This window comes from Micromonospora thermarum (assembly GCF_012034245.1).
Taxonomy (GTDB): Bacteria; Actinomycetota; Actinomycetes; order Mycobacteriales; family Micromonosporaceae; genus Micromonospora; species Micromonospora thermarum.
This window is the reverse complement of record NZ_JAATEO010000011.1, coordinates 36,780-61,032: the sequence shown is the minus strand read 5'-3', so window position 1 is coordinate 61,032 and position 24,253 is coordinate 36,780. Positions and strand designations below refer to the sequence as shown.

The following is a 24,253-nucleotide window of genomic DNA, read 5'->3' as shown; positions in this document are numbered from 1 at the left end:
AGCCGATCACCGACGTCGGGCGGCTCAGCCGGTCACCAGCTCGTCGGCAGCGGCATCCCCTCGGTGTAGCCGGCCGCGCTCTGCACGCCGACCAGCGCCCGCTCGTGGAACTCCGCGAGGTTGTGCGCCCCGGCGTACGTGAAGGCGCTGCGTACCCCGGAGATGATCTCGTCGATCAGGTCCTCGACGCCGGGCCGGTTCGGGTCGAGGTACATCCGTGCCGAGGAGATGCCCTCCTCGAAGATCGCCTTCCGCGCGCGGTCGTACGCGGAGTCCTCCGCCGTCCGGGCGCTGACCGCGCGGGCCGATGCCATGCCGAAGCTCTCCTTGTAGCGCCGGCCGTCCGCCTCGACGTAGAGGTCGCCGGGCGACTCGTACGTGCCGGCGAACCACGACCCGATCATCACGTTCGACGCGCCCGCCGCCAGCGCCAGCGCCACGTCGCGCGGATGCCGGACCCCACCGTCGGCCCACACGTGCCGGCCCAGCTCGCGTGCCGCCGCGGCGCAGTCCAGCACCGCCGAGAACTGGGGCCGGCCCACCCCGGTCATCATCCGGGTGGTGCACATCGCGCCCGGGCCGACGCCGACCTTGACGATGTCGGCGCCCGCCTCGACGAGGTCGCGTACGCCGTCGGCGGTGACCACGTTGCCGGCCGCGACCGGGACGGCCGGGTCGACCTTGCGCACCTTCCGCAGCGCGGAGATCATCCGCTCCTGGTGGCCGTGCGCGGTGTCAACGACGAGCGTGTCGACCCCGGCCTCCAGCAGTGCGGCGGCCTTGCCGGCGACGTCGCCGTTGATGCCGACCGCCGCGGCGATCCGGAGCCGGCCACGGTCGTCGACGGCCGGCTTGTACAGCGTCGCGCGCAGCGCGCCCTGCCGGGTCAGCACCCCGATGAGCCGTCCCTCCGCGTCCACCACGGGAGCGAGCCGGCGGCGGCCCGCCGAGAGCCGGTCGAAGCCGGTACGCGGGTCCGCGTCCGCCGGCACGGTGTGCAGCTCGGTCGACATCACGTGCCGCAACTGCGCGAACCGGTCCACGCCCACCGTGTCCGCCTCGGTCACCACACCGACCGGCCGGCCCGCCTCGTCGACCACGATCACCGCGCCGTGCGATCGCTTCGGCAGCAGGTGGATCGCGTCACCGACGGTGTCGGTCGGGCCGAGCGTGATCGCGGTGTCGTGCACCAGGTGCCGCTGCTTGACCCAGGCGACGACGTTCGCGACCACCTCGATCGGGATGTCCTGCGGGATCACCGCGATGGCGCCGCGCCGGGCGACCGTCTCCGCCATGCGCCGGCCGGACACCGCGGTCATGTTCGACACCACCAGCGGGATCGTCGTGCCCGTCCCGTCGCTGGTCGCGAGGTCGACGTCGAGGCGGGACGCGACCTCGGAGCGGGCCGGCGCCATGAAGACGTCGTTGTAGGTCAGGTCGTGCGCGGGGACCGCGCCGTGAAGGAACCGCACCCGGCCATCATGACCGCCCGCCGGAGGTCGCGCCGCCGGTGGTGGCGGAAAGCACCGCGCGGGGCGGGTGCCGACATCCCGGCGGGGCCGAGGTCGGCACCCCGCTCAGGCCAGGACCAGCGCCGCCGCCAGCCCGGCCATCACCACGGCGATCACGCCGTCGAGGACCCGCCACACCGCGGTACGCGCGAGCAGCGGCCCGAGCCGGTACGCGCCCGCCCCGAGCGCCGTGAACCAGGCCAGGCTGGCCGTGGCGGCTCCCGCCCCGAACACCCACCGGTGCGGGTGCTGCTGGGCGACGCCGCCGAGCAGCAGCACGGTGTCCAGGTAGACGTGCGGGTTGAGGTAGGTGAAGGCGAGGCACGCCAGCAGGGTGGTCCGCAGTCGCGACGGGGGACGGTCCGCGGGCCGCAGCGCGTCCGGCCGTAGCGCCCGCCGGGCGGCGAGCACCGCGTAGCACAGCAGGAACGCGGCGCCGCCCCACCGGACGGCGGTGAGCAGGCCGGGCCGGTCCGCCACCAGGGCGCCCACTCCGGCGATGCCGGCGCCGATCAGCAGGGCGTCGGAGACCGCGCAGGTGAGCACGACCGGTACGACGTGCTCCCGGCGCAGCCCCTGGCGCAGGACGAACGCGTTCTGCGCGCCGATGGCGACGATCAGGGCGACGGAGAGGGAGAACCCGGCGAGGGCGGAGGCGACCACCCCACGACCGTAGGTGCCCCGGCTTCATGCGGTCCAGCTAAAGAATCTGACGTTCCGTAAGATTCTCTTATGCTCGACGCCGTCCAGCTCCGGACGCTCGCCGCCGTGGTCGCGGAGGGCAGCTTCGACGCGGCCGCCCGGCTGCTGCATGTGACGCCGTCCGCGGTGAGCCAGCGGATCAAGGCCCTGGAGGAGACGGTCGGCCAGGTTCTGGTGCGACGGCACCGCCCGTGCCGGCCCACGGAGGCGGGGGAGCCGCTGCTGCGCCTCGCCGGCCAGCTCGCCCTCCTGGAGCAGGAGGCACTGGCCGAGGCGCGGGGGCCGCTGGTCGGCGGCCGGGGCCGTACGCGCGTCGCGGTGGTGGTGAACGCCGACTCCCTGGGCACCTGGTTCCCCGCCGCGCTGGCCCGGGTGCCGGAGCCGCTCGACCTCTCCTTCGACATCCGGCAGGACGACCAGGAGCACACCGCCGAGCTGCTCCGCGACGGATCGGTGACGGCGGCGGTGACCGCCCAGCGGGAGCCGGTGCAGGGGTGCCGGGTGCAGCGGCTGGGCGCCATGCGCTACCGGGCGCTGGCGTCGCCGGCGTTCGCCGGGCGGTGGTTCCCCGACGGCGCGACCCCGGGGGCGCTGGCGGAGGCGTCGGTGATGGTGTTCGACCGCAAGGACCGGTTGCAGCACCGGTTCCTGCGCTCGGTGACCGGCCGCGAGCTGGAGCCGCCGGCGCACTACCTGCCGTCGGTGCCGGCGTTCAGCGAGGCGATCCGGCTGGGCCTCGGCTGGGCGCTGGTACCCGAGCAGATCGCCGACGCCGACCTGGCGTCCGGGCGCTGCGTCGACATCGCCCCCGGACGCACGGTCGACGTCCCGCTGTACTGGCAGCACTGGCGGCTGAAGTCGGCCGCCCTGACGGCGCTCACGGCCGCCGTCCGCGCGGTGGCCGCCGAAACCCTCCGCTGAGGCGCCTCAGGCGATGGTGCAGATCGCCGCGCCGGCCGTGATGACCGCGCCGACCTCGGCGGAGAGGCCGCTGATCGTGCCCGCCTTGTGGGCGTGCAGCGGCTGCTCCATCTTCATCGCCTCCAGCACCACCACCAGGTCGCCCTCGGCCACGGTGTCACCGTCGGCGACCGCGATCTTCACGATCGTGCCCTGCATCGGCGAGGTGAGCGCGTCCCCGCTGACCGTGGCACCGGCCTTGGCGCCACCGCCCCGGCGGGCCGGCTTCTTCGCGGCGGGCGACGCGGTGGTCGTACCCCCGCCGAAGCCGGCCGGGAGGCTGACCTCCAGCCGCTTGCCGCCCACCTCGACCACGACGGTCTCGCGTTCGGCCGGGCCCTCGACGGCGCCGGCCGGCGCGGTGAAGGCCGGGACGGTGTTGTCGAACTCGGTCTCGATCCACCGGGTGTGCACGGTGAACGGCTCGGCGGTGAAGGCCTCGTCCCGGACCACCAGGCGGTGGAACGGCAGCGCGGTGGCCATGCCCTCGACCACCATCTCGTCCAGCGCGCGGCGGGCCCGCTCGATCGCCTCGGCGCGCGTCTCGCCGGTGATGATGACCTTGGCGAGCAGCGAGTCGAAGTTGCCGCCGATCACGTCACCGGCGGAGATGCCGGTGTCCACCCGGACGCCCGGGCCGGTGGGCAGGCGCAGCGCGGTGATCGTGCCCGGGGCGGGCAGGAAGTTGCGGCCCGGGTCCTCGCCGTTGATCCGGAACTCGATGGAGTGCCCGCGCGGCGTCGGGTCCTCCGTGAAGCGCAGCTTCTCGCCGTCGGCGATGCGGAACTGCTCGCGGACCAGGTCGATGCCGGCGGTCTCCTCGGTCACCGGGTGCTCGACCTGGAGCCGGGTGTTGACCTCCAGGAAGGAGATCGTGCCGTCGGCGCCGACCAGGTACTCGACCGTGCCGGCGCCGTGGTAGCCGGCCTCACGGCAGATCGCCTTGGCGGACTCGTGGATCTGCGTCCGCTGGGCCTCGGTGAGGAACGGCGCCGGGGCCTCCTCGACCAGCTTCTGGTGCCGGCGCTGGAGGGAGCAGTCCCGGGTGCCGACCACGATCACGTTGCCGTGCTGGTCGGCGAGGACCTGGGCCTCGACGTGGCGGGGCTTGTCCAGGTACCGCTCGACGAAGCACTCACCCCGGCCGAACGCGGCGACCGCCTCCCGGGTGGCCGACTCGAACAGGTGCGGGATCTCCTCCATCGTGCGGGCCACCTTGAGGCCGCGCCCGCCGCCGCCGAAGGCCGCCTTGATGGCGACCGGCAGGCCGTGGTCGACGGCGAAGGCCATCACCTCGTCGGCGTTGCCGACCGGGTCCGGCGTGCCGGGGACCAGGGGCGCGCCGGCGCGCTGGGCGATGTGCCGGGCGGTGACCTTGTCACCGAGGTCGCGGATCGCCTGCGGGGTGGGGCCGATCCAGGTCAGCCCGGCGTCGATGACCGCCTGGGCGAAGTCGGCGTTCTCCGAGAGGAAGCCGTAGCCGGGGTGCACGGCGTCGGCGCCGGCCTTGGCGGCGACGTCGATCAGCTTGTCGATCCGCAGGTAGCTGTCGGCCGCGGTGTCACCGCCGAGGGCGTACGCCTCGTCGGCCAGAGTGGCGTGCAGGGCGTCCCGGTCCGAGTCCGCGTAGACGGCGACGCTGCCCAGGCCGGCGTCGCGGCAGGCGCGGATGACGCGGACGGCGATCTCGCCGCGGTTGGCGATGAGTACCTTGCGCACCTTGGTGGCTCCTCCCGGGAGGTTACTGACCGGGAGTGTATCGGCCACCCTGACGCCCCTAACGATCGCTCAGTGTGGGATGCCGCACTCTCCGCCCGCGTTCATGCCCACCCGCGGCGTCCGCCGAACGAGACCTGGCTCTCACCCACGGCGGGGCGACGGTTGAGCGCTTGTAGCGTGAGGCCAGTGCCGCGCCTCACCCGTGACCGGACCACCTGGCTCGCCTACGCCCAGCTGGGTCTGTGGGGCTTCTTCCTCTACGGCTTCGGCCCGGTCGTCCCGCTGCTCCGCGACGAACAGGGCACCTCGGCCGCCGTCGCCAGCCTGCACAGCACCGGCATCGCCGTCGGCGCGCTGCTCGGCGGCGCGCTCTTCGCGCCGCTGGCCCGCCGCATCGGCCGCGGTCCGGCGATCTGGACCGGCCTGGCCGGGGTCGCGCTCGGCGTCACCGCCTTCGGTACCTTCCGCGCCCTGCCCGCCACCATCACCGCCATGGCGGTGATCGCCACCTTCGGCATGATGGTGATCAGCGGCGTCACCGTGGTGCTCACCGCCCGGCACGGCGTCGCCGCGCCGGCCGCGCTGAGCGAGGCGAACGCCGCCTGCGCCGGCATGGGCATCCTCGCCCCGCTGGTCATCGGCGCCAGCGTGGACGCGGGGTGGGGCTGGCGGCCCGCGATGGCCGCCGAGGTCGGCCTGATCGCGCTGGTCGCGCTCGCCGCCCTGACCTTCCGGGTACGCGGTCCGGAGGCCGACCCCGCTGCCGCGGCTCCCGGTGCCCGGCCGGCGGTGCCCGCCTCCGGCACGCCGGTTCCTCGCCGGTTGCCGCAGGCGTACTGGGTCGCCTGGGTCCTCATGGCGGTGACCGGTTCGATCGAGGTGTGCCTGTCGCTCTGGACCGCCGACGTGCTCCGTACGCACGCCGGGCTGGGCGCGGGTGCCGCCTCGGCCGCCGTGGCCGCGATCGTCGGCGGGATGTTCGCCGGGCGGCTGGTCGGCGGCCGCATCGCCCTGCGGTACCGGCCCGTCCCGCTGCTGCTCGCCGCGCTGGGACTCTCCCTGGCCGGCTTCACGCTGTTCTGGGCCACCCCGATCGGAGGCCTCGCGGTCGCCGGACTGGTCGTGCTGGGCCTCGGCAACGCGCTGCACTACCCGCTGGCCATCTCGATCGCGCTGGCCGTCGCCGGGCCCGCCGCGGACAAGGCGGCCGGCTGGGCGTCGTACTCCATGGCGGTGGGTTTCGGGATCGCGCCGGTCGCCCTCGGCAGGGTGGCCGACGAGGTCGGACCGCACCTGGCGTTCCTGTTCCTGCCCGCCTTCATCGCCGTGGCCGCGCTGCTCGCCGTCCGCCTCGGCCGCAGTCTCCGCGACCGGACCTCGAAGCCGGCCGCGCTCCCGGTCCGCGTCGCTTAGAGCACGCGGGCGAGCGTGAGGCCGTCGGCGACGGGAAGCATCACCGCCTCGACCCGGACGTCGGCCAGGACCTCGTCGTTGAACGCCGCGATCGCCCGGTCGTCCGCGTTCTGCGGCGCGATCACCCGGCCGCCGCGCAGCACGTTGTCCACCGCGATCACTCCGCCCGGACGCATCCGCGGCACCAGCTCGGACCAGTAGATCGGGTACCCGGTCTTGTCCGCGTCGATGAAGGCGAAGTCGAGGTGACGCTCGTGCGGCATGTCGTGCAGAGTGTCGGCGGCCGGCCCGATCCGCAGGTCGATCCGGTCCGCCACGCCCGCGCGCGCCCAGTACCGCCGGGCGATGCCCGTGTACTCCTCCGAGATGTCCAGGCACGTCAGCCGCCCGCCCTCGGCCAGTCCGCGGGCGATCGCCAGCGCGGAGAGCCCGGTGAACGTGCCGACCTCGACCGCCTGTCGCACGTTCAGGAGCCGGGTCAGGAAGGTCAGGAACGCGGCCTGCTCCGGGGCGACCTGCATCTGCGCGTCGCCCGGCAACGCCGCGCGGGTCTCGTCGATCAGGTCCCGCATGACGTCGTCCGGCGGCGAGCCGTGCGCCACGAGGTACGCGTGCAGCTCCGGCGTGAGCGGGATGGACTTCGTGGTCATCGTGTCTCTCCTCGTGCCGGCCTTCTCCCGGTGCCGGCTTCTCCTCGCGCGGGCCGTCGCCTCGTGGCGGCTTGTTTCTGGTGCCGGCGTCAGGGGAGCGGCTCGACCGACTGGTTGCCCGGCGCGACCTTCGTCCACAGGTCGGTGATCCGCAGGTCCAGCTCGGCCAGGAGGCGACGCAGCAGGGGCAGGGAGAGGCCCACCACCGTGCCCGGGTCGCCCTCGATCCGCTCCACGAACGGCCCGCCCAGCCCGTCGATCGTGAACGCGCCGGCCACCGCCAGCGGCTCACCCGTGGCGACGTACGCGGCCACCTCGTCGTCACTGATGTCGGCGAAGTGCACGGTCGTCGAGGCGACCGCCTCGGCCCGGCGCCCTGCCGCGATGTCGATGAGGCAGTGCCCGCTGTGCAGGACGCCGCTGCGTCCCCGCATCCGCTTCCACCGGCGTACGGCGTCCGCCGCGTCCGCCGGCTTGCCGAAGATCCCGCCGTCGAACTCCAGCACCGAGTCGCAGCCGATCACCAGCGTGCGCTGGTCGTCGGACGGCCGCAGCCGGGTCAGCACGGCCTGCGCCTTGAGCCGCGCCAGTTCGCGGCAGAGGTCCTCCGCCCGGTCCGTCACCACCAACGATTCGTCGACGCCACTGACCAGCACGTCCGGCTCGATGCCGGCGGCCTGGAGGGTCTTGCGGCGGGCGGGGCTCGCCGAGGCGAGTACGAGACGGAGCGGCAGAGATCCGGACACCCCGCCGACGTTACCGGGCGACGTGGACAGCGGGGGCACGTCGGGTCCCCCGAGTGCAAACAACGGGATCCAGGGCCGGGTCGGGGATATACTCGATGCGTTCACGGTATATAGGGGTGGCCATGACCAAGATTCTGGTGGATGTGGACGACGAGGCCCTGGCCGATGCAGCCGAAGCCTTCGGGACCAAGACCAAGAAGGAAACAGTGAACGTGGCGCTCCGGGAGGGAGCGGCACGGCTCCGTCGCGCCAGAGCGCTTGCCGAACTCGCCAACCGCGCTGAGGCCGGTGACTTCGATGAACTGCTCGACAAGGGCGCCTACCGGTCGTGAGGCTCGCTGACTATTTGGTCGACACCAGCGCGTTGGTTCGCCTGCTGCGCAACGCTGAGCTGCGCGCCCGGTGGGAGTCGCCCCTGACAGCCGGCCTGATCGCCGTCTGCCCCGTCATCGAGTTGGAATTCCTGTACACCGCTCGGTCCGTCGCAGACCGCGAGTGGCTTCAGCATCAACTCCGAACGGTGTTCGGCTGGGTGATGATGCCGGACCGCGTCTACGAGCGGGCTGCCGAGATCCAGCACGACCTCACAGAGCGAGGCGTGCATCGTTCCGCCGGCGCGGTCGATCTGCTCATCGCGGCGACGGCCGAGTACCACGGCCTGTCCCTGCTGCACTACGACCGCGACTTCGACCAGATCGCGAACGTGACCGGGCAGCCTGCCGCGTGGGTGGCTCGCGCGGGTTCGATCAAGTAGCCGCAGGCCCGATGCGCTTGATCGCCTCTCGTCTCACCGGCTGATGCGCGGAGGCGGATCGTCGCTGCGCCGGCGGCGCCTGGCGACAAAGGCCCATGCGCCTCCCGCCGCCACGATCACGCCCAACGTGACGAGGCCGCGCATCGTCGCCGCACTGTCCCCGTCCCGGGAGTCCGCCCGAGGGTTTGCCGGCGGGGTGATCGGGGCCTGAGACGTAGTGGAGTCGAAGCCGATCGGAGGCACGTCGGCGGTCAGCGCCGCGACGATGTCAATCACGCCATAGCCGTACTGGTCGTCCCGCCCCGGCGGTCCCTTGTCGACAGCCGTAGCAGTCAACCGATGCACCACCTCATTCGCCGGCAGATGCGGATACTTAGCCCTGATCAAAGCAACAGCCCCAGCAACAATGGCGGTGGAATTCGAGGTGCCGGTGCTCTTCTGGTATCTGCCGCCTCTCCCCGTGCTGTAGATATCGACCGCTGGCGCAACAATGTCGATCTCCGGCCCTGTCGTTGCTATCATGGCTAGTTTTCCGCTGCGATCTATGCCGCCGACGGCAATGACGCCCTCGGCCGATGCCGGAAAGATCACGTTCTGATCATCCGGCCGGTTCCCCGCCGCAGCTACAACGACGACATCAGCTGCTCGTGCAGTCCGAAGTGCACGGGACAGCTGCGAGGAGGTGGCACCTCCACCGGAAATGCTGATGACGTCTGCGCCAGTGGCAACAGCGTACTCAATTCCCCCTGCTAGGCGATCTGCATTACCCTCGTTGTCTGCGCCCGATGTTGTTATTGGGAGAACCCGGGCTCTTGGTGCGATGCCTAGTGCTCCGACTCCGTCAGGATGACCGTGGGCGCCGATGATGCCAGCCATAGCTGTGCCATGGCTGTTCGGATCCTCCCGGGCGTCACCCACGGCCCCTGGGAGGAGATTGGTGCCGGACAGCAAATTTTCTTTTAGGTCAGGGTGGGGATCTACTCCGGTATCGGGTACCGCCACTATTACGCCCTCGCCTTGGCTGATGCGGTGAGCGGCCTCGACGTCGAGGTAGTCCAGGTGCCACTGGTCAGCACGGATACGGTCGGCCCCGATGGGTGCGGGAGCCAGAGATTCGCCGTGTGCAGGCACTCCCACACCAAGCAGAGCCGCCAGGCTCGAGAGAGCGATCAAGATCCGCCCTGCACGTGAATTCACCTGGTAAAACCGATGGCCGGGCCGGGATCGATCGGTCCCTCGTCCTTCGGCGGAAGGACTACGGGGTCTACCCCGCGATCCGTTTCCCATGGGTGGTCCGGATCCCAGGTTCGTTCCATGCTTGGTTCGTTGCGGCGCGCCGCCTGGCCATGCGCCGCGCTCTGCCCCATTGCCGTGGGGAAACCGGATGAGTTTGCAATCGGCGGAAGTACATGTGCCCCAGGGAATCCGCGAGCCCCGCCAGGTCGTGAGCCAGCACCGCCAGCAGGGGCTGTACCTGCCCCGCCGCCTCCGATCACGCCACCTATGGGGTTGACGCGGCGGGGTTGGGTACCGCCTGAGGCCGGCTGGCCAAGTCCCGCGCCGGGAAGCCCACCTATCAGCCCTCCGGGCGGCATCGCTCTAGGGGCAGGTGGCTGTGTTGCGTGTGGTTTGTTGCTTGGTCTGCCAACGACCGGCCTTCCGAGATGGCTTGTGCCAGGGTTGTTGGGCCGACCGGAGACTGAGGAACTCGGCAGAGCGCCCAAACTCGGCGGATTTGCTGAACCGACTGGCCCGGCGCCTGGAATATTCGTATTGATTGCCGCCGGAGCGGTGGAGTTCGCCGCGCCGCCTAACAATGGCCCGAGCTTCGGACTCGGCGGTGTAGGAAAAGGTCGCGGCGTTGATTTTGATGGAGTGCGCGATGACGGTGAGGCTCCCGCCATCGGTACCGGCATGATCGGAGGAATGACTGGGCTGGGCACAGCCACATATGGATCCGTAGCTTCGGGGGCGCGGCCAGGCTGTCGTGCTGGTGGGGGTTGGCGTAGGGCTACTTGGGCTTGTTGGAGTTCGCTGCTGAGGCCGTACATGATGCCGCGCGCCTGGACGTTCAACCGTTCCAGGTCCGCGTCCGTCACCGGAGGCTCGGAGACGCGGCTGCCGGCGACCGCCTTCGGATCCGCCGCCGTCGCCTCGTACGACCGCTTCTGTTGGAGCTTCACCGCGTACTCGTCGTGGATCTTCTCGAGGGCGGTGCGGGTGCTGCCGATGGCCTGGGTGGCGGCGGCGAGCGCGGTGTAGTTCGCGGCCGCCGCGTCGTGGGTGTGCCGCACCTTGTCGATGAGCTGGTCGAGCTCGGCGAGGTACGTGCGGGCGGCGGCGTTGGTCTCCGGCGGCCACGCCTCGGCGAGGCCCCGGCGGTACGCGTGCAACCGGCCGAGGTGGGCCTGGGCCAGGTCGCAGACCTTGCGCCAGCCGGCGACCTGCCGCCACTGGTTGGTGGTGTCCTGGTCCTTGAGGCAGGCCCACATGCTCGCCACGTCCATGAGGTGCCAGTCGGTGAGGCCGCCCGAGCGGCCGACTCCGGGCTCGTTCACGGCAGCACCACCGGCCCGGGCGGGATCTCCTCCGGGCCGGTCGGGTCGCGCAGCACCACGGACGGCGACCCGGTCGGCGCGACGGCGGTCGGGGCGGCGAGGGCCCGTTCGACGTCGACCACCCGGGCGGAGGCGAAGGCGTCGGAGTTGCCGTAGCGCTCGGCGACGGTGCCGGCCGCGGCGGCCAGGTGCCCGGTCGCCCCGCCGACGCTCCAGACCATGTCGGTCGTGGCCTGCTGGGTCTCCCAGTGGGCGTGCAGGAACTGCACCAGCTCGATGAACGCGTCCGCCGGGTTGGGGACGGCGGCGGTCATGTCCTCGGCGATGTACGACAGGTGCGGCGCGTAGTGGCGCTCCACCTCGGCCTGGAGCTTCTCGGCGAACTCGCGTAACTGGCGGATGTCGGCCTCGATGCCGCCGTAGCCGCGGAGCCAGGCTGCTGGGCGGTCCTCCTCGGGGATCATGGTCCCTCCCTACGCGTCACCGCACCGTTTCCGAGAGTGAGGTTAACGGGTGGCGGCTGGGAGTTGCAGCCCCAGAGTGGTGCACACCGGGCGACTCGTCGTCGACGCAGCGGCGAAGAGCTGCGCCGATGCGTACCAAAAAGTCAGCGCGGCAGGCCGGACGCGCGCCACGCGCCGGGACCGGCCGTGGGGGCCGCGCCGGCGGGGCGGGCGCTGCGCGCCCAGGCGGACACCGGGGTCGGGGCGGGTGCGGTGGTCGGGCGGGACCGGACGACGATCGCGCCCACGAGGGCGGCCAGCTCCTCGGCGGTCGGTACGCCGCGGACGACCCGGAACAGCGGCTCTTCGGCAGACATGGCGTCAGGGTACGCGGTCGGAACTTGACCTTCGCCGCACAGTGGCGTGCCGGCGGTGTGACAGTCGTTGCCGCCGGGTACCGTCTCAGCGATGTCGAACGCGCTTCCCCAACTCGTCGCTGACCGATACCGGCTCATTTCGCCGCTCGGTCAGGGTGGCATGGGTCGGGTGTGGAAGGCGCGCGACGAGGTGCTGCACCGCGACGTGGCGATCAAGGAGTTGGTGCCGCCGCCCAGCCTCACCGACGAGGAACGCCGCGAGATGCGGGAGCGCTCGCTGCGGGAGGCGCGGGCCATCGCCCGGCTCAACCACATCAACGTCGTCCGCATCTTCGACGTGCTCCGCACGGACGGCGATCCGTGGATCGTCATGGAGTACGTGCCGTCGAAGTCCCTCCAGGACACCCTCGCCGAGGACGGGCCGGTGTCGCCGGCCCGGGCGGTGGAGATCGGGCTCGGCGTGCTCGCCGCCCTGAAGGCGGCGCACAAGGCGGGCGTCATGCACCGCGACATCAAGCCCGGCAACGTGCTGCTCGGCAACGACGGACGCGTCGTGCTGACCGATTTCGGCCTCGCCACGATCCCGGGCGACCCCAACGTCACCCGCACCGGCATGGTGCTCGGATCGCCCGCGTACATCGCGCCGGAGCGGGCCCGGGACGGCACCGCCGGTCCGGAGGCCGATCTGTGGTCGCTGGGCGCGACCCTGTACGCGGCGGTCGAGGGCAAGTCCCCGTACGCGCGGCCGTCGGCGATCGCCACCCTGGCGGCGCTCGCCACCGAGCCGCTGCCGCCACCGAAGAACGCCGGTCCGCTCCGGCCGGTGCTCAACGGCCTCCTCCGCAAGGATCCGAACGAGCGGATCACCGCCGAGGTGGCGGAGAAGCTGCTCCGCCGCGCCGGCGGGAAGCGGTCGCGCACGATCCCGCTGCTCGACGGCGTGCGCCGGCCCGGGCCGAGCGGCCGGCGGGAGCCCCGTCCGCCGGTCGTGCCGTCGCCGCGCCCCGCCGAGCGGGAGTCCGACAAGCCCGTCGCCCCGCCCGCGCCCCGCCAACCGGCGGCCGGCGCCGCCGCGGCGGCAGCCGCGGACGCGCCGGCGACGGTGACCCCGACCGCCTCGGACGCCGCCCCGACCGCCAAGGTCACGCCGCCGCCGTCCACTCCGGACGCCGGTCCTCCGACGAAGGCCGCCGAGCCCGCGCCGAAGGCCGCCGAATCCGCGTCGAAGGCCGCACCGCCGCCCGCGCCCGACGACACGAAGGTCGAGCCCGCCGCGACGTCCGTCCTGCCTCGTCCGGCTCCCGCGCCGGCCGGGCGCGCGGCGGTCCCGCCGCCCGACGGTACGAAGCGCGACACGACCCGCCGCAACCTGCTGATCGGTGTCGTGGTGGCCGTGCTGCTGCTCGGTCTCGCCGTGGTCGTGCCGCTGCTCACCAACGACGACGACGGTGGCGATCCCTCGGGAGCCGGTGCGACGAGTGGCGCACCCACGTCAGCGTCGCCGCCGACGTCGGCGCCCGCGCCGGCCAACCCCGCACCGAGCAGCGCCGCGCCGACCAGCGCCAGCCCGACCCCGAGCGCCACGACCGGTGCTGCCCTGCCAGCCGGCTGGACGCTCCACAAGGACGCGACCGGCTTCTCGGTGCCCCTGCCGCCCGGCTTCAAGCTGAACTACCGCAGGAAGTGGGGCCCTGGGCCGGAGGACTACCGCGTCCGGTTCTCCGACGGCCAGGGCCGGGCCCTGCTCATCGACCAGACGACCAGCCCGCAGAAGGATGCCGAGGCCGACTGGCGCAGTCAGGAGGCCCGCCGGCGCGACGACTACGCGGGCTACCAGTTCGTCAAGATCGATTCGGTGGACTACTGGGACGAGGCCGCCGACTGGGAGTGGATCTACACCGAGGGCGGGCAGCGGGTCCACGTCCGCAACCGCGGCTTCGTGACCGCTCCGGACAAGGGCTACGCGATCCGCTGGGACTGCCCGGAGTCGGAGTGGGCCGCCAACGAGCAGACGTTCCGGACGATCGCCGACGGATTCGTGCCGGTGCGAAGCTGATCCGCATGACCTTCCGTCGTACGGGGTATCTCACTGCCCACGACGGAAGGAGGTACGAGATGAGTTACCGACGGAAGGACACCGGGCCCCGGGTGGCACTGTGGATGCTCGTCGCGCTCGGCGACGTCGTCCTGGTCCTCGCCAGCGCCGGCCTGCCGCTCCTGGTCGCGCTGCTCACCGTCGTCACCGTCACCGTCGCCGGGGTGGTGGTCTGGCGGCTTTCCCGCCGGAGCGCCCTCACCCGGACCGACGCGGTGACCGTCCCGGTGGCGGCACGGCGGCGGGCCTGACGACCCGCCGCGGGTTTGGCGTGGCGGCAGCCGGACCAGTTGTCGACCGTACGGTGACAGCCGATCCCGCTGCCGCCAACTGCCTCCCCAGGTTGGTGCGGACTCAGGTGTTGTTGGCCAGCGCGATCAGCCGGCTGCGGTCGCCGTTCCAGTAGTTGCGGTCGACGTTGCCGCTGATGCCCGGGACGCTGCCGGTGCTGGTGTACTGCCAGAAGCTCCAGAACGGCGCGCCGGACGGCAGGGTGCCGGGCGTGCTCGCCCAGCGGGCGATCCAGAGCGGGTGGTTGCCCCAGGGGCCGCTCCAGCTGCCGGTGCAGGTGTTCCACCAGCTGGTGGTGGTGTAGATGACCGCGTAGCGGCTGGTGCGCGAGCGGTAGGTGTTCAGGAAGTCCTGGACCCAGCTGCGCATTCCGGTGGTGCTGAGGCCGTAGCAGTAGCCGCCGCTGTACGGGTTCGCTTCCAGGTCGAGCGCAGCAGGCAGGGTGCGGCTGTCCGCGGACCACGCGCCGCCGTTGGAGGCCAGGAAGTTCGCCTGCGTCGCGCCGGAGGAGATGTTCGGCCGCGCGAAGTGGTACGCGCCGCGGATCACCCCGGCGTAGTACGCGTTGGTGTAGTTTGCGCCGAACCTGGGGTCTTTGTAGGTCGTACCCTCGGTCGCCTTGATGAAGGCGAACTGGATCCCGGCGTTGCGGACGCTCGTCCAGTTGATGCTGCCCTGGTAGTGGGAGACGTCGATGCCGGGGATGGTGGCCGCGGCCGCGGGGGTGGCGGTCGCGACGAGGGCCGCGGTCGCGGTGGCGACCGTGGTGAGAGCGGCGGCGATCAGCCGGCGCAGCGGTGATCTGGTACGGGCCATGGATGCCTCCAAAGACGCCGATCGATTGACTGACATCATTGAAGACCAGTGCCGCCCAAGGCAACACATGTTGAGGAAAAGTTTCACCGCCGACGTCTGAACGCCGGCCGGCGCCGCGGTCAACTCAGCGCAACGTCGCGGGGTCGATCTCCCATCGGAACGGCTCGGCGATGCTGAGCGTCTCACCCGCCTTTGCGACCCGGTCCTCGACGTAGTGGCCGCCGTCCAGCCGGTACAGCCGCAGGGAGTGAGTCTCGCCGTCCTGCTCGACCAGCAGGTACCAGGGGATGCGGGCGATCGCGTAGAGCTGCATCTTGACCAGCCGGTCCGCCGCGGCGTTTCCTCGGGAGACGATCTCACAGACGAGGAGCCCCTCCCGAGCCTCGACGACCGTTCCCTCGTCGTCGGTGTCGGCGACGAGCACGTCGGGAATCGCGATCCGGTCGACCCCCAACCGGAGGTTCACCGCCTCGAACACCATCAGGTCTGCGGATGCGACCGCAGCGTCCATGCTGTTCGCAACGCGACGGGACACCAATTGGTGCCGCTTGCTCGGGGCAGGGCTCACGATCAGGCTCCCGTCGAGCAGCTCGATCCGGTCGTTCGTCTCGCCCATGGCGAAGTAGTCGGCCTCCGTCCAGAGGCCGACGTGGGGTTCCAGGGGGGACGCGCTCACGTGCGTTCACCTCCCGTATCGCTCACCACCCGGTCAGTTTCACACCATACGGGCCGCCGGCCGGTGATCGACACGGGACGAGGGCGGTAGGCTCCCCGCCCATGGTGGCGATCGACGGCCTGACCGACCTGTGGGAGACGCTGCTCAGCGCGCAGCCGGACCCGCCCCCGCTGCTGGTGCTGCTCACCGGCCTCGTCGCGCTGGTGGTGGTCTCCACCCGGGTGCCCTGGCGGATCGGCCGCAACGCGATCACCATCGCCCACGAGGGCGGGCACGCCCTTGCCGCCCTGCTCACCGGCCGGCGGCTGCACGGCATCCGGCTGCACTCCGACACGTCGGGGCTCACCCTGTCCGCCGGCCGGCCCACCGGCCCCGGCATGGTCCTGACCCTGCTCGCCGGCTACGTCGCCCCGCCGCTGGTCGGCCTGGCCGGCGCGTGGATCCTCGGCGGCAACCGCATCACCCTGCTGCTCTGGATCGCCGTGGCGCTGCTGCTCGCCATGCTGATCATGATCCGCAACGTCTTCGGCGTGCTGTCGCTCCTGGTCACCGGCGGGATCGTGCTCGCCGTCTCCTGGTACACGAGCCCGGAGGTGCAGGCGGCGTTCGCGTACACCGGGGTGTGGTTCCTGCTGCTCGGCGGGATCCGTCCGGTGGCGGAGCTGCAACGGCTGCGCGCCCGGGGCCGGATGCCCGCCTCCGACGCCGACCAGCTCGCCGGCATCACCCCGTTCCCGCCGTTCTTCTGGGTCACCCTCTTCGCCCTGGTCAACCTGGTGGTTCTGGTCACCGGCGCGCTGCTGCTGGCGGGCCCGATCCTCACCGAGGCGGGCATCACCGTCTGAGCACTGTGTCGCCGATCTCACGCCGGCCGGACACGGCCGTCGCGGGCAGAATGGGGCCGTGCGGTACGTGATCATCGGTGCGGGGGCGGTCGGGGGAACCATCGGCGTTCAGCTCGGCACGGCCGGGCGGGACGTGACCCTGGTCGCCCGTGGCGCGCACCTGGCGGCCATCCGGGAGCGCGGTCTGACGCTGCGCCGGCCGCAGGGGGAGACGACGTGGCGCGGGCCGGCCGTCGACGGGCCGGGGGAGCGGCCGCTGCCGGCGGACACCGTCCTCGTCCTCACCGTGAAGTCGCAGGACACGGCGCCCGCACTCGCCACCTGGGCGGACGCGCCGGTCGCCGGAGGCGGGACGGCGGCCGAGCGCCTGCCGCTGGTCACCGCGCAGAACGGGGTGGCCAACGAGCCCGCCGCGCTCCGGCTCTTCGCCGACGTGCACGCCGTCTGCGTCTGGCTCCCCGCGACCCACCTCGAACCGGGTGTCGTGGTCGCCAACGGCCACCCGCACCCGGGCATGCTGCACATCGGGCGGTATCCGTCCGGATCGGACGACACCGACCGCGCCGTCGCCGCCGATCTGACCGCGGCCGGTTTCGTCGCGCCGGTCCGCGACGACGTGATGCGGTGGAAGTACGGCAAGCTGCTCGCCAACCTCGGCAATGGGCTCCAGGCACTGCTCGGTGCGGACGTCCCGGGCGACCTCTCCGATCGGGTACGCGCCGAGGGCGAGGCCGTGCTCGCGGCGGCCGGCATCCCGCACACCGACCGGGCGGAGGAGGTGGCCGAACGGGGCGACCTCGTCGGGCACCGGCCGGTCGGTGGCGAGGAACGGTCCGGCAGTTCCACGTGGCAGAGCCTCGCCCGGGGCGCCGGGTCGACCGAGGCCGACCACCTCAACGGTGAGATCGTCCTGCTCGGCCGCCTGCACGGCGTGCCGACCCCGGCGAACGCGGCCGTGCAGCTCGGCATGCGGCGGGCGGTGCGGGAACGGATCCCGGCCGGGACGTTCCCGCGCGCGGACCTGGAGCGGCTGCTCGGCTGAGCGCGGCCGGTCGCCGGAGAAAGCCGGGCTCCACGGCAACCGGCGGGGCTCGCTGGTGCGTGTCCTCTGCGACCACCACGGGGAGGTAGCGCAGGTGCCCGACGCCGACGGCTTCGACGACTTCTACCGCGGCAGCCGCCAGCGGCTGCTCGGGTTCGTCTACGTGCTGACCGGTGACGTCGCCGAGGCCCAGGACGCCGTGCAGGAGGCCTACATCCGGGCGTGGCAGCGTTGGTCGACGGTGAGCGCGTACGACGATCCGGAGGCCTGGGTACGCGTGGTGGCCAGCCGCATCGCGGTCAGCCGGTGGCGGAGCCTGCGCAGCCGGGCACGTGCGTACCTGCGGCACGGCGCAGCCGACAGCGTTCCCGCGCCGGGCATCGAGACCGTCGAGGTGGTCGCCGCCCTGCGCCGGCTGCCCGAGCCGCAACGGATCGCGATCGCGTTGCACTACCTGGTCGGGATGCCGGTCGCGGAGGTCGCCCGCCAGACCGACGCGCCGGTCGGCACCGTCAAGGCCCGGCTCTCGCGTGGGCGTGCCGCGCTGGCGGGGCTGCTGGCCGTCGCTGAGCTGGAGGAGGCCGCCGATGCGTGACGAGATGAGCTTCGTCGAGCATGTGCACCGCGAGCTGAGCGACGTCCGCTGGCCGGAACCAGCGGAGATCCGGGCCCGGGCGCGTCGCCGCAGCCGCCGTACCGCTCTGGTGGCGGCCGTGCTCGTGGTGGCCACCGCGTCGACCGTCGCCCTGCTCGCCGGTCGGTTGGCGCCCGCCCCGGCCACCACCGCCGCGCTGGAGACGGCTCCGGTGCCGGAACGCAACGAGATCGCCCGGGAGGCGCTGCTGCAACCGGGGGATCTGGGCATCGAGACCGACCCGCCGCTGACCCAGGCGGACATCGGCGCTCCGGTACGCGTCGCCGACCTGTTGCTCGTCTGCCATGAGTCGCAGGGCCGGACGGCCGCCTGGGAGGTGTCCCGGTATTCCCGATCCCAGACTCTCCTCCGGCAACGGCCGCCCGGCTTCGATCATCCCCTGAGCGATGTGCAGCTCAGCCAGGACGTGTATCGCGTGGCCCCGGAGGTGGCCGGACGGTTCTTCCAGAGAATGGGAACCCTGATCGCGCAGTGCGCGGCGTGGCGGTCGGTGGGTCCGACGCAGTGGGGGAGTCGGGTGGTCCGGGCCGAGACCATCCACAGCTGGGAGTCGGTGGAGCGTGACTTCACCGGTGACGAGTCGCTGCTCCTGCGGCACACCGTCACCCGCGCGAAAAACCTGGAGACGGGTGAGTTCTCCGGCGCCGCGCCGAAGCCCACGACGGTCGCGGTGGTCCGGGTGGGCGACCTGGTCACGGTGCTCAGCCAGGGCCGCGACGGTACGGAGCCGGAATTGCGTCGCCTCGCCATGCTCGCCGCCCGGCGCCTGTGCGTCGCCGCCAACCCGCCCTGCTGACCGGCGGATGACCGGCTGATGACCCGCGCAACTTCAGGGAAGCTGTGGCCTCCCACGGCGGGGAGGGGACACGTTCCGTGAAGTTGCGCGGATCTTGCCCGGGCTTCACACCTACAGCGGGATGTTGCCGTGCTTCTTCGGGGGGAGGGTCTCGCGCTTGGTGCGCAGCACCCGCAGGGCGCGGACGATCTGCGCCCGGGTCTCGTGCGGCGGGATGACCGAGTCGACGTACCCGCGCTCCGCGGCGATGTACGGGTTGGCGAGCGTGTCCTCGTACTCGGTGATCAGCTCGGCGCGCAGCGCCGCCGGGTCCTCGGCGGCGGCCAGTTCCTGCCGGTAGAGGATGTTCACCGCGCCCTGGGCGCCCATCACCGCGATCTGGGCGGTCGGCCAGGCGAAGTTCAGGTCCGCGCCGAGGTGCTTGGAGCCCATGACGTCGTACGCCCCGCCGTACGCCTTGCGGGTGATGACGGTGACCTTCGGGACGGTCGCCTCGGCGTACGCGTAGATGAGCTTCGCGCCGCGGCGGATGATGCCGTCCCACTCCTGGCCGGTGCCGGGGAGGAACCCGGGAACGTCCACGAAGGTCAGCACCGGGATGTTGAACGCGTCGCAGGTGCGGACGAACCGGGCGGCCTTCTCCGACGCGGCGATGTCCAGCGTGCCGGCGAAGTGCATGGGCTGGTTGGCGACCACGCCGACCGGACGCCCCTCGACGCGGCCGTAACCGATGATGAGGTTCTGGGCGTACAGCGGCTGCACCTCGAGGAACTCGCCGTCGTCGAGGACGTGCTCGATGACGCGGTGCATGTCGTACGGCTGGTTGGCCGAGTCCGGGATCAGGGTGTCCAGCTCCCGGTCCTCGTCGGAGATCACGAGGTCGGCCGGCGCGTCGTACACGACCGGCTCGTCGAGGTTGTTCGACGGCAGGTACGACAGCAGCGCCTTCACGTACTCGATCGCGTCCTCCTCGTCGGTGGCGAGGTAGTGCGCGTTGCCGCTGCGCGAGTTGTGGGTCCGGGCACCGCCCAGCTCCTCCATCGCCACGTCCTCACCGGTGACCGTCTTGATGACGTCCGGACCGGTGATGAACATGTGGGAGGTCTGGTCGACCATCACGGTGAAGTCGGTGACCGCCGGGGAGTAGACCGCGCCGCCGGCGCACGGGCCCATGATGAGGGAGATCTGCGGGATGACGCCGCTCGCCCGGACGTTGCGGAAGAAAATCTCGCCGTAGAGGCCGAGCGAGGCGACACCCTCCTGGATGCGGGCGCCACCGGAGTCGTTGATGCCGATGACCGGGCAGCCGATCTTCATGGCCAGGTCCATCACCTTGACGATCTTCTCGCCGAACACCTCGCCGAGCGAGCCGCCGAAGACCGTGAAGTCCTGCGCGAAGACGCACACCTGGCGGCCGTCGATGGTGCCGTAGCCGGTGATGACGCCGTCGCCGTACGGGCGGCTCTTCTCCAGCCCGAAGTTGGTCGAACGGTGCCGCGCGAGCTCGTCCAGTTCGACGAAGGAGCCCTCGTCGAGCAGCATCTCGATCCGCTCGCGCGCGGTCTTCTTGCCCCGCGCGTGCTGCTTCTCCACGGCGCGCGCCGACCCGGCGTGCACCGCCTCGTCGACCCGATGCTCCAGGTCCGCCAGCTTGCCCGCGGTGCTGTGGATGTTGATCCCGGTCTCGGTAGTCACCCAGGGAATATAACGATGGTTCAGGCCGGTGCTGCTGTGCAGTACACCTCACTACCCTCCGTCGAGGCGGCCCGTAGGCTGGCGGGATGCCGGGCTCCCCGTACACCGACCTGGACCGCCCGCCGCTGTCGGCGGCGCGGCTGCGGCGTGCGCTGGTCGCGCCGCACGGCCCGTGGGCCCGGCTGGAGCTGCGCGCGGAGACCGGCTCGACCAACGCGGACGTGGCGGAGGCGGCCCGCACCGGCGAGCCGGAGGGCCTGGTGGTGGTCGCCGAGCGGCAGACCGCCGGCCGTGGGCGGCGGGGCCGTGCCTGGCAGTCGCCGGCCCGGGCGGGCATCGCGACGAGCGTCCTGCTCCGGCCGGGCGAGGCCGTCGCCGACCGCGGCTGGCCGCCGGCACCTCCGTCGGCGTACGGGTGGCTGCCGCTGCTCGCCGGTGTCGCGCTGGTCGAGGCGGTGGCCCGGCTGGCCGAGCTGGAGGCCACCCTGAAGTGGCCGAACGACCTGCTCCTCGGCGACGCGAAGTGCGCCGGGATCCTCGCCGAGGCGGTGCCCGGCGCGACCCCGGCGACGCCGGCCGCGGTCGTGCTCGGCATCGGCCTGAACGTCACCCTCCGCGCCGACGAGTTGCCGGAGAACCCGACCGGCCTGCCGGCCACCTCGCTGCAACTGGCCGGCGCCGCCGCCACCGACCGGGATCCGCTGCTGCGTGCCCTGCTCCGCTCGCTCGCCACCTGGTACGGCCGCTGGCGGGCCGCCGGCGGCAGCGCCGTCGAGAGCGGGCTGCACGAGGCGTATCTCGACTCGTGCGCGACGGTCGGCCGCCAGGTGCGGGTACTGCTGCCCGGCGGCGGGGAGCTGACCGGCACCGCGACCGGCGTCGACTCCGAGGGCCACCTGGCGGTGACCACGCCAGCCGGCGACCACCACCTCTCCGCAGGCGACGTCCTCCACCTCCGCTGACCCCCACCCCACCCCACCCCGCCCCGCCCCACCCCACCCCACCTGCTCCGCGATCTTGCACTTTGTGCCCGGGCGAAAGTGGCAAAGGGCGCGAAAGGGGGGCTGAAAGTGCAAGATCGCGGGAGTTCGGCGGGGGCGGTCCGCGCGGCTGATCCCCCGGCGACGCTCGAGCGGTTAGCGTCTGCGCGTTCCGTTCTGGTCATGGAGGTGTCTGTGGCGTTTCCCGAGGACGTGCTCACCGAGGACGAGCACGTCGTGCTGCACCTGCACCCGCACTGGAAGGCCCTCGTCCGGCCCGCCGTGGTGGTGGTGCTCGCCGTCGCCGCGGTGGTGGCGGCCCTGGTCCTGCTCCCGTCGGGCGGGGGCGGGTCCGTCGCGCTGGCCGTGATCGGCGGGCTGGCGCTGCTGGCGGTGCTGTGGTTCGCGCTCTGGCCCTTCCTGGTCTGGCGGACCACCCACTACCTGTTCACCGACGAGCGGGTCCTGATCCAGCAGGGCGTGCTCTCCCGGGACCGCCGGGACATCCCGCTGACCCGGGTGAACGACCACGCGATGAACCAGCGGTTCAGCGAGCGCCTGTTCGGTTGCGGCACTCTCACGATCGAGTCGGCGGGCGAGCGCGGCCAGTCGGTGCTGCACGACGTGCCGCAGGTCGAACGCGTCCAGACCACGCTGTACGAGCTGGTGGAGGCGCACCACGACAAGCACTCGCTGGGCGATGCCGAGATGCGCGACATCCTCGCCGACGTCCAGGACGGCAAGCCGCTCCGCGAACCGAGCTGACGGGTACGCGAAACGGCCGCGTCACCCGGTCGGGTGATGCGGCCGTTTCGCGCGTGTCAGGGTTGGCGGCCCCGGCGGGTGCTCGCCTGCAGCTCGGCGGCGAGTTCCGCCTCCAGCTCCCGGTCGAGGGTGAGCCCGACGTCCTGCGGAATGCCGCGGCCCTGGAGCGGCGTCCCGGCCGGCCGCCGGGTGCCCGGTGGAGGCTCGGACTCCTCCAGCTCGGAGACCGACTCCGCCAGGTCGGCCACCGGGTCCAGCTCGGCCATCGTGTCCCACTCGTCGCGGGGGATGGTGTGCCAGGTGTCCGCCGCGTGCGCGGGAGCCGGCTGGAAGACGAACGTCCGGTACGACCAGAAGCGGAAGAGCGTGGCGAGCCCGACGCCGCAGGTCTTGGCGACGTTCAGCGCCAGGAGGCTGGTCACTCCGAAGCCGTACTTCGCGGCGGCCAGCACGCCGAGTTCGATCAGAAGGCCGACGCCGTTGAACAGGAAGAAAAGGACGTATTCGCGACGCATCGCCGATTTCGGGCGGTCGCGGTACGTCCAGTGACGATTCATCAGATACGACGTGATCGTCGCCACGACGGTCGCGATGACCGTCGCCTTCAACTGGCCGTTCCGAAAAACGGTGAGTGCCAGGGCATTGAACACCGCGTAATTGATGACGGTGTTGACGCCCCCGACGACGCCGAATTTGAGCGCCTCGTGGACGAACTTCTGCCAGCGCTCAGGCAGGAGACGGACAAGACGCATGCGGAACACCTTAGGGGAGTCGACAGGGCCGGAACCTGCCGGCCGGACGGGATGGGCGCCAGGTCACGCCGCGTGTCGGTCGTGCGTCACTTCCGGAACGGACGGAGTTCCCGCTTCCGGGAAGACGAACCTCCGGTAGGACCAGAAGCGGAAGAGCGTCCCGAGCCCGGTGCCGACGATGTAGCCGGAGATGTTGTCGGCCAGTGGCGTCCGGAAGATCTCCGGCCAGACGCTGCCCAGCCCGTAGCGGCTGAGCGCCATGCAGGACACCGCGATCGCCAGCCCCACGCCGTTGAAGAGGAAGAAGAGCGCGTACTCGCGGGCCGGGTTGGAGCGCTGGCGGTGCCGCCAGGTCCAGAAGCGGTTGCCGAGGAAGGCGACGGTGGCGGCGATGACGGTGGAGATGACCCGCGCGGTCACCGGCTCGACGCCCAGCGCCAGCGTGAGGTAGTTGAAGATGGCGAGGTCGACGAGGAAGGCGACTCCACCCACGGTGGCGAACTTGCTCAGCTCCCGGACGAGGTGACCGAACCGGTCGAGCAGGGAGCGGAACAGACCCGGGTCGGTCTGCCGGGAGCCGGGCTCCCCGATCATTGTCGCGGCCACCCCGCGAGCCTACCGGCTGTAGGCCCGCCGTACGGGTAGCAACGGCGAGCAGGGGGGCTGGCGGCGGCGTCGATGAGCGGAGCGTAACCGGCCCGGTGCCGGCGCGGAGCCCGATACGTGAACCCCGGCGGTGACTCTCGGCATCGGACGGCGGTTGGTCTCCGTCGAGCCCTCGTTCCGAGGTTCCCCGCAGGATTTGCGTGAAACTGCGCGTGAAAGCGGGTATCAGCTCGTGATGCCGCAGCGTGGCCGTACCTTGTGCAGTTCTTCACAACCAGTCCCACTGACTGGCGACGCAACCCGGTTTACGCTGAGGCCAATCCCAGGTTTCCACGAAGGCGACGCATAGCGCCGTCACGACTCGTGCATCCCATAGACCGGTCAGCGTCGACCACAAGGAGATGTG

At 71.8% G+C, this 24,253-nt stretch carries 25 protein-coding genes and 1 pseudogene; 13 read left to right on the top strand and 13 right to left on the bottom strand.

The annotated features are described in order from the left end of the window. Positions 1-32: 32 nt before the first annotated feature. Both HCJ94_RS12225 and HCJ94_RS12220 read right to left on the bottom strand, forming a co-directional pair. Positions 33-1,472 (bottom strand): GuaB1 family IMP dehydrogenase-related protein, encoded by a 1,440-nt coding sequence (locus HCJ94_RS12225; protein WP_168001119.1) that lies wholly within the window; start codon positions 1,470-1,472, stop codon positions 33-35. A gap of 105 nt (positions 1,473-1,577) precedes the next feature. Beyond that, complete coding sequence (locus HCJ94_RS12220; protein WP_168001118.1) at positions 1,578-2,174, bottom strand: LysE/ArgO family amino acid transporter; 597 nt, start codon at positions 2,172-2,174, stop codon at positions 1,578-1,580. 69 nt (positions 2,175-2,243) lie between these two features. Between HCJ94_RS12220 and HCJ94_RS12215 the strand changes: the two genes are divergently transcribed. Further along, complete coding sequence (locus HCJ94_RS12215) at positions 2,244-3,134, top strand: LysR family transcriptional regulator ArgP (RefSeq protein WP_168001117.1); 891 nt, start codon at positions 2,244-2,246, stop codon at positions 3,132-3,134. Between the two features lie 6 nt (positions 3,135-3,140). On the opposite strand, the gene HCJ94_RS12210 is transcribed toward HCJ94_RS12215, so the two are convergent. Next, entirely contained in the window at positions 3,141-4,892 is a 1,752-nt protein-coding gene (locus tag HCJ94_RS12210) for an ATP-binding protein (protein ID WP_168001116.1), read from the bottom strand. A 186-nt stretch (positions 4,893-5,078) separates the two neighbouring features. Between HCJ94_RS12210 and HCJ94_RS12205 the strand changes: the two genes are divergently transcribed. After that, on the top strand, positions 5,079-6,305 hold the full coding sequence (locus tag HCJ94_RS12205) for an MFS transporter (RefSeq protein WP_168001115.1): 1,227 nt from the start codon (positions 5,079-5,081) through the stop codon (positions 6,303-6,305). Here HCJ94_RS12205 and HCJ94_RS12200 read toward each other — a convergent pair. Both HCJ94_RS12200 and HCJ94_RS12195 read right to left on the bottom strand, forming a co-directional pair. Further along, positions 6,302-6,955: an O-methyltransferase gene (locus HCJ94_RS12200; protein WP_168001114.1), complete on the bottom strand. Its 654-nt coding sequence runs from the start codon at positions 6,953-6,955 to the stop codon at positions 6,302-6,304. The genes HCJ94_RS12205 and HCJ94_RS12200 overlap by 4 nt on opposite strands. An 89-nt stretch (positions 6,956-7,044) precedes the next feature. After that, positions 7,045-7,701, bottom strand: coding sequence for a Maf family protein (locus tag HCJ94_RS12195; protein WP_168001113.1), 657 nt, complete (start codon positions 7,699-7,701; stop codon positions 7,045-7,047). Positions 7,702-7,823: 122 nt separating this feature from the next. Here HCJ94_RS12195 and HCJ94_RS12190 point away from each other — a divergent pair, with 122 nt between their 5' ends. Continuing rightward, positions 7,824-8,033 carry a type II toxin-antitoxin system VapB family antitoxin gene (locus HCJ94_RS12190; protein ID WP_168001112.1) on the top strand — a complete coding sequence of 70 codons (210 nt, stop codon included), beginning with the start codon at positions 7,824-7,826 and terminating at the stop codon, positions 8,031-8,033. Next, complete coding sequence (locus HCJ94_RS12185; RefSeq protein ID WP_168001111.1) at positions 8,030-8,455, top strand: PIN domain nuclease; 426 nt, start codon at positions 8,030-8,032, stop codon at positions 8,453-8,455. Before HCJ94_RS12190 ends, HCJ94_RS12185 begins: the two co-directional genes overlap by 4 nt. Before the next feature lie 33 nt (positions 8,456-8,488). Here the strand turns inward: HCJ94_RS12185 and HCJ94_RS12180 are convergent, their stop codons facing one another. Next, on the bottom strand, positions 8,489-9,652 hold the full coding sequence (locus HCJ94_RS12180) for a S8 family serine peptidase (RefSeq protein WP_373684269.1): 1,164 nt from the start codon (positions 9,650-9,652) through the stop codon (positions 8,489-8,491). 852 nt (positions 9,653-10,504) lie between these two features. Between HCJ94_RS12180 and HCJ94_RS31160 the strand changes: the two genes are divergently transcribed. After that, entirely contained in the window at positions 10,505-10,717 is a 213-nt protein-coding gene (locus tag HCJ94_RS31160) for a hypothetical protein (protein WP_168001109.1), read from the top strand. Between the two features lie 292 nt (positions 10,718-11,009). Here HCJ94_RS31160 and HCJ94_RS12170 read toward each other — a convergent pair whose 3' ends face one another. Together HCJ94_RS12170 and HCJ94_RS12165 are read right to left on the bottom strand one after the other, a co-directional pair. Continuing rightward, positions 11,010-11,477, bottom strand: coding sequence for a hypothetical protein (locus tag HCJ94_RS12170; RefSeq protein WP_168001108.1), 468 nt, complete (start codon positions 11,475-11,477; stop codon positions 11,010-11,012). A 143-nt stretch (positions 11,478-11,620) separates the two neighbouring features. Further along, positions 11,621-11,833 (bottom strand): acyl-CoA carboxylase subunit epsilon, encoded by a 213-nt coding sequence (locus HCJ94_RS12165; RefSeq protein WP_168001107.1) that lies wholly within the window; start codon positions 11,831-11,833, stop codon positions 11,621-11,623. A gap of 91 nt (positions 11,834-11,924) precedes the next feature. Here HCJ94_RS12165 and HCJ94_RS12160 point away from each other — a divergent pair, with 91 nt between their 5' ends. Continuing rightward, a complete protein-coding gene (locus HCJ94_RS12160) occupies positions 11,925-13,889 on the top strand; it encodes a serine/threonine-protein kinase (protein ID WP_168001106.1) in 1,965 nt (654 codons plus the stop codon). A gap of 59 nt (positions 13,890-13,948) precedes the next feature. Next, positions 13,949-14,179 (top strand): hypothetical protein, encoded by a 231-nt coding sequence (locus HCJ94_RS12155; protein WP_168001105.1) that lies wholly within the window; start codon positions 13,949-13,951, stop codon positions 14,177-14,179. Between the two features lie 103 nt (positions 14,180-14,282). Here the strand turns inward: HCJ94_RS12155 and HCJ94_RS12150 are convergent, their stop codons facing one another. Both HCJ94_RS12150 and HCJ94_RS12145 read right to left on the bottom strand, forming a co-directional pair. After that, positions 14,283-15,035: a GH25 family lysozyme gene (locus HCJ94_RS12150; RefSeq protein ID WP_168001104.1), complete on the bottom strand. Its 753-nt coding sequence runs from the start codon at positions 15,033-15,035 to the stop codon at positions 14,283-14,285. Positions 15,036-15,159: 124 nt separating this feature from the next. Further along, on the bottom strand, positions 15,160-15,711 hold the full coding sequence (locus HCJ94_RS12145) for a Uma2 family endonuclease (protein ID WP_309227234.1): 552 nt from the start codon (positions 15,709-15,711) through the stop codon (positions 15,160-15,162). Between the two features lie 101 nt (positions 15,712-15,812). On the opposite strand from HCJ94_RS12145, the gene HCJ94_RS12140 reads away from it, so the two are divergent. From HCJ94_RS12140 to HCJ94_RS12125, 4 genes are all read left to right on the top strand, one after another. Then, positions 15,813-16,556, top strand: coding sequence for a M50 family metallopeptidase (locus HCJ94_RS12140; RefSeq protein WP_168001103.1), 744 nt, complete (start codon positions 15,813-15,815; stop codon positions 16,554-16,556). Positions 16,557-16,614: 58 nt separating this feature from the next. Continuing rightward, the gene (locus HCJ94_RS31155) at positions 16,615-17,598 is read left to right on the top strand and encodes a ketopantoate reductase family protein (RefSeq protein WP_168001102.1); all 984 of its coding nucleotides are present in this window, start codon (positions 16,615-16,617) and stop codon (positions 17,596-17,598) included. A 94-nt stretch (positions 17,599-17,692) separates the two neighbouring features. Beyond that, positions 17,693-18,193 (top strand): SigE family RNA polymerase sigma factor, encoded by a 501-nt coding sequence (locus HCJ94_RS12130; RefSeq protein ID WP_168001101.1) that lies wholly within the window; start codon positions 17,693-17,695, stop codon positions 18,191-18,193. Further along, positions 18,186-19,049, top strand: a complete 864-nt coding sequence (locus HCJ94_RS12125) for a hypothetical protein (protein WP_168001100.1) — start codon at positions 18,186-18,188, stop codon at positions 19,047-19,049. Before HCJ94_RS12130 ends, HCJ94_RS12125 begins: the two co-directional genes overlap by 8 nt. 111 nt (positions 19,050-19,160) lie before the next feature. On the opposite strand, the gene HCJ94_RS12120 is transcribed toward HCJ94_RS12125, so the two are convergent. After that, positions 19,161-20,744, bottom strand: a complete 1,584-nt coding sequence (locus HCJ94_RS12120) for an acyl-CoA carboxylase subunit beta (protein WP_168001099.1) — start codon at positions 20,742-20,744, stop codon at positions 19,161-19,163. 86 nt (positions 20,745-20,830) lie between these two features. On the opposite strand from HCJ94_RS12120, the gene HCJ94_RS12115 reads away from it, so the two are divergent. Next, complete coding sequence (locus HCJ94_RS12115) at positions 20,831-21,706, top strand: biotin--[acetyl-CoA-carboxylase] ligase (RefSeq protein ID WP_168001098.1); 876 nt, start codon at positions 20,831-20,833, stop codon at positions 21,704-21,706. A gap of 213 nt (positions 21,707-21,919) precedes the next feature. Further along, positions 21,920-22,489 (top strand): PH domain-containing protein, encoded by a 570-nt coding sequence (locus HCJ94_RS12110; protein WP_168001227.1) that lies wholly within the window; start codon positions 21,920-21,922, stop codon positions 22,487-22,489. Between the two features lie 56 nt (positions 22,490-22,545). Here the strand turns inward: HCJ94_RS12110 and HCJ94_RS12105 are convergent, their stop codons facing one another. Further along, positions 22,546-23,241 carry a GtrA family protein gene (locus HCJ94_RS12105; protein WP_168001097.1) on the bottom strand — a complete coding sequence of 232 codons (696 nt, stop codon included), beginning with the start codon at positions 23,239-23,241 and terminating at the stop codon, positions 22,546-22,548. A gap of 63 nt (positions 23,242-23,304) precedes the next feature. Beyond that, positions 23,305-24,119, bottom strand: a pseudogene (locus HCJ94_RS12100) (GtrA family protein). Positions 24,120-24,253: the final 134 nt, after the last annotated feature.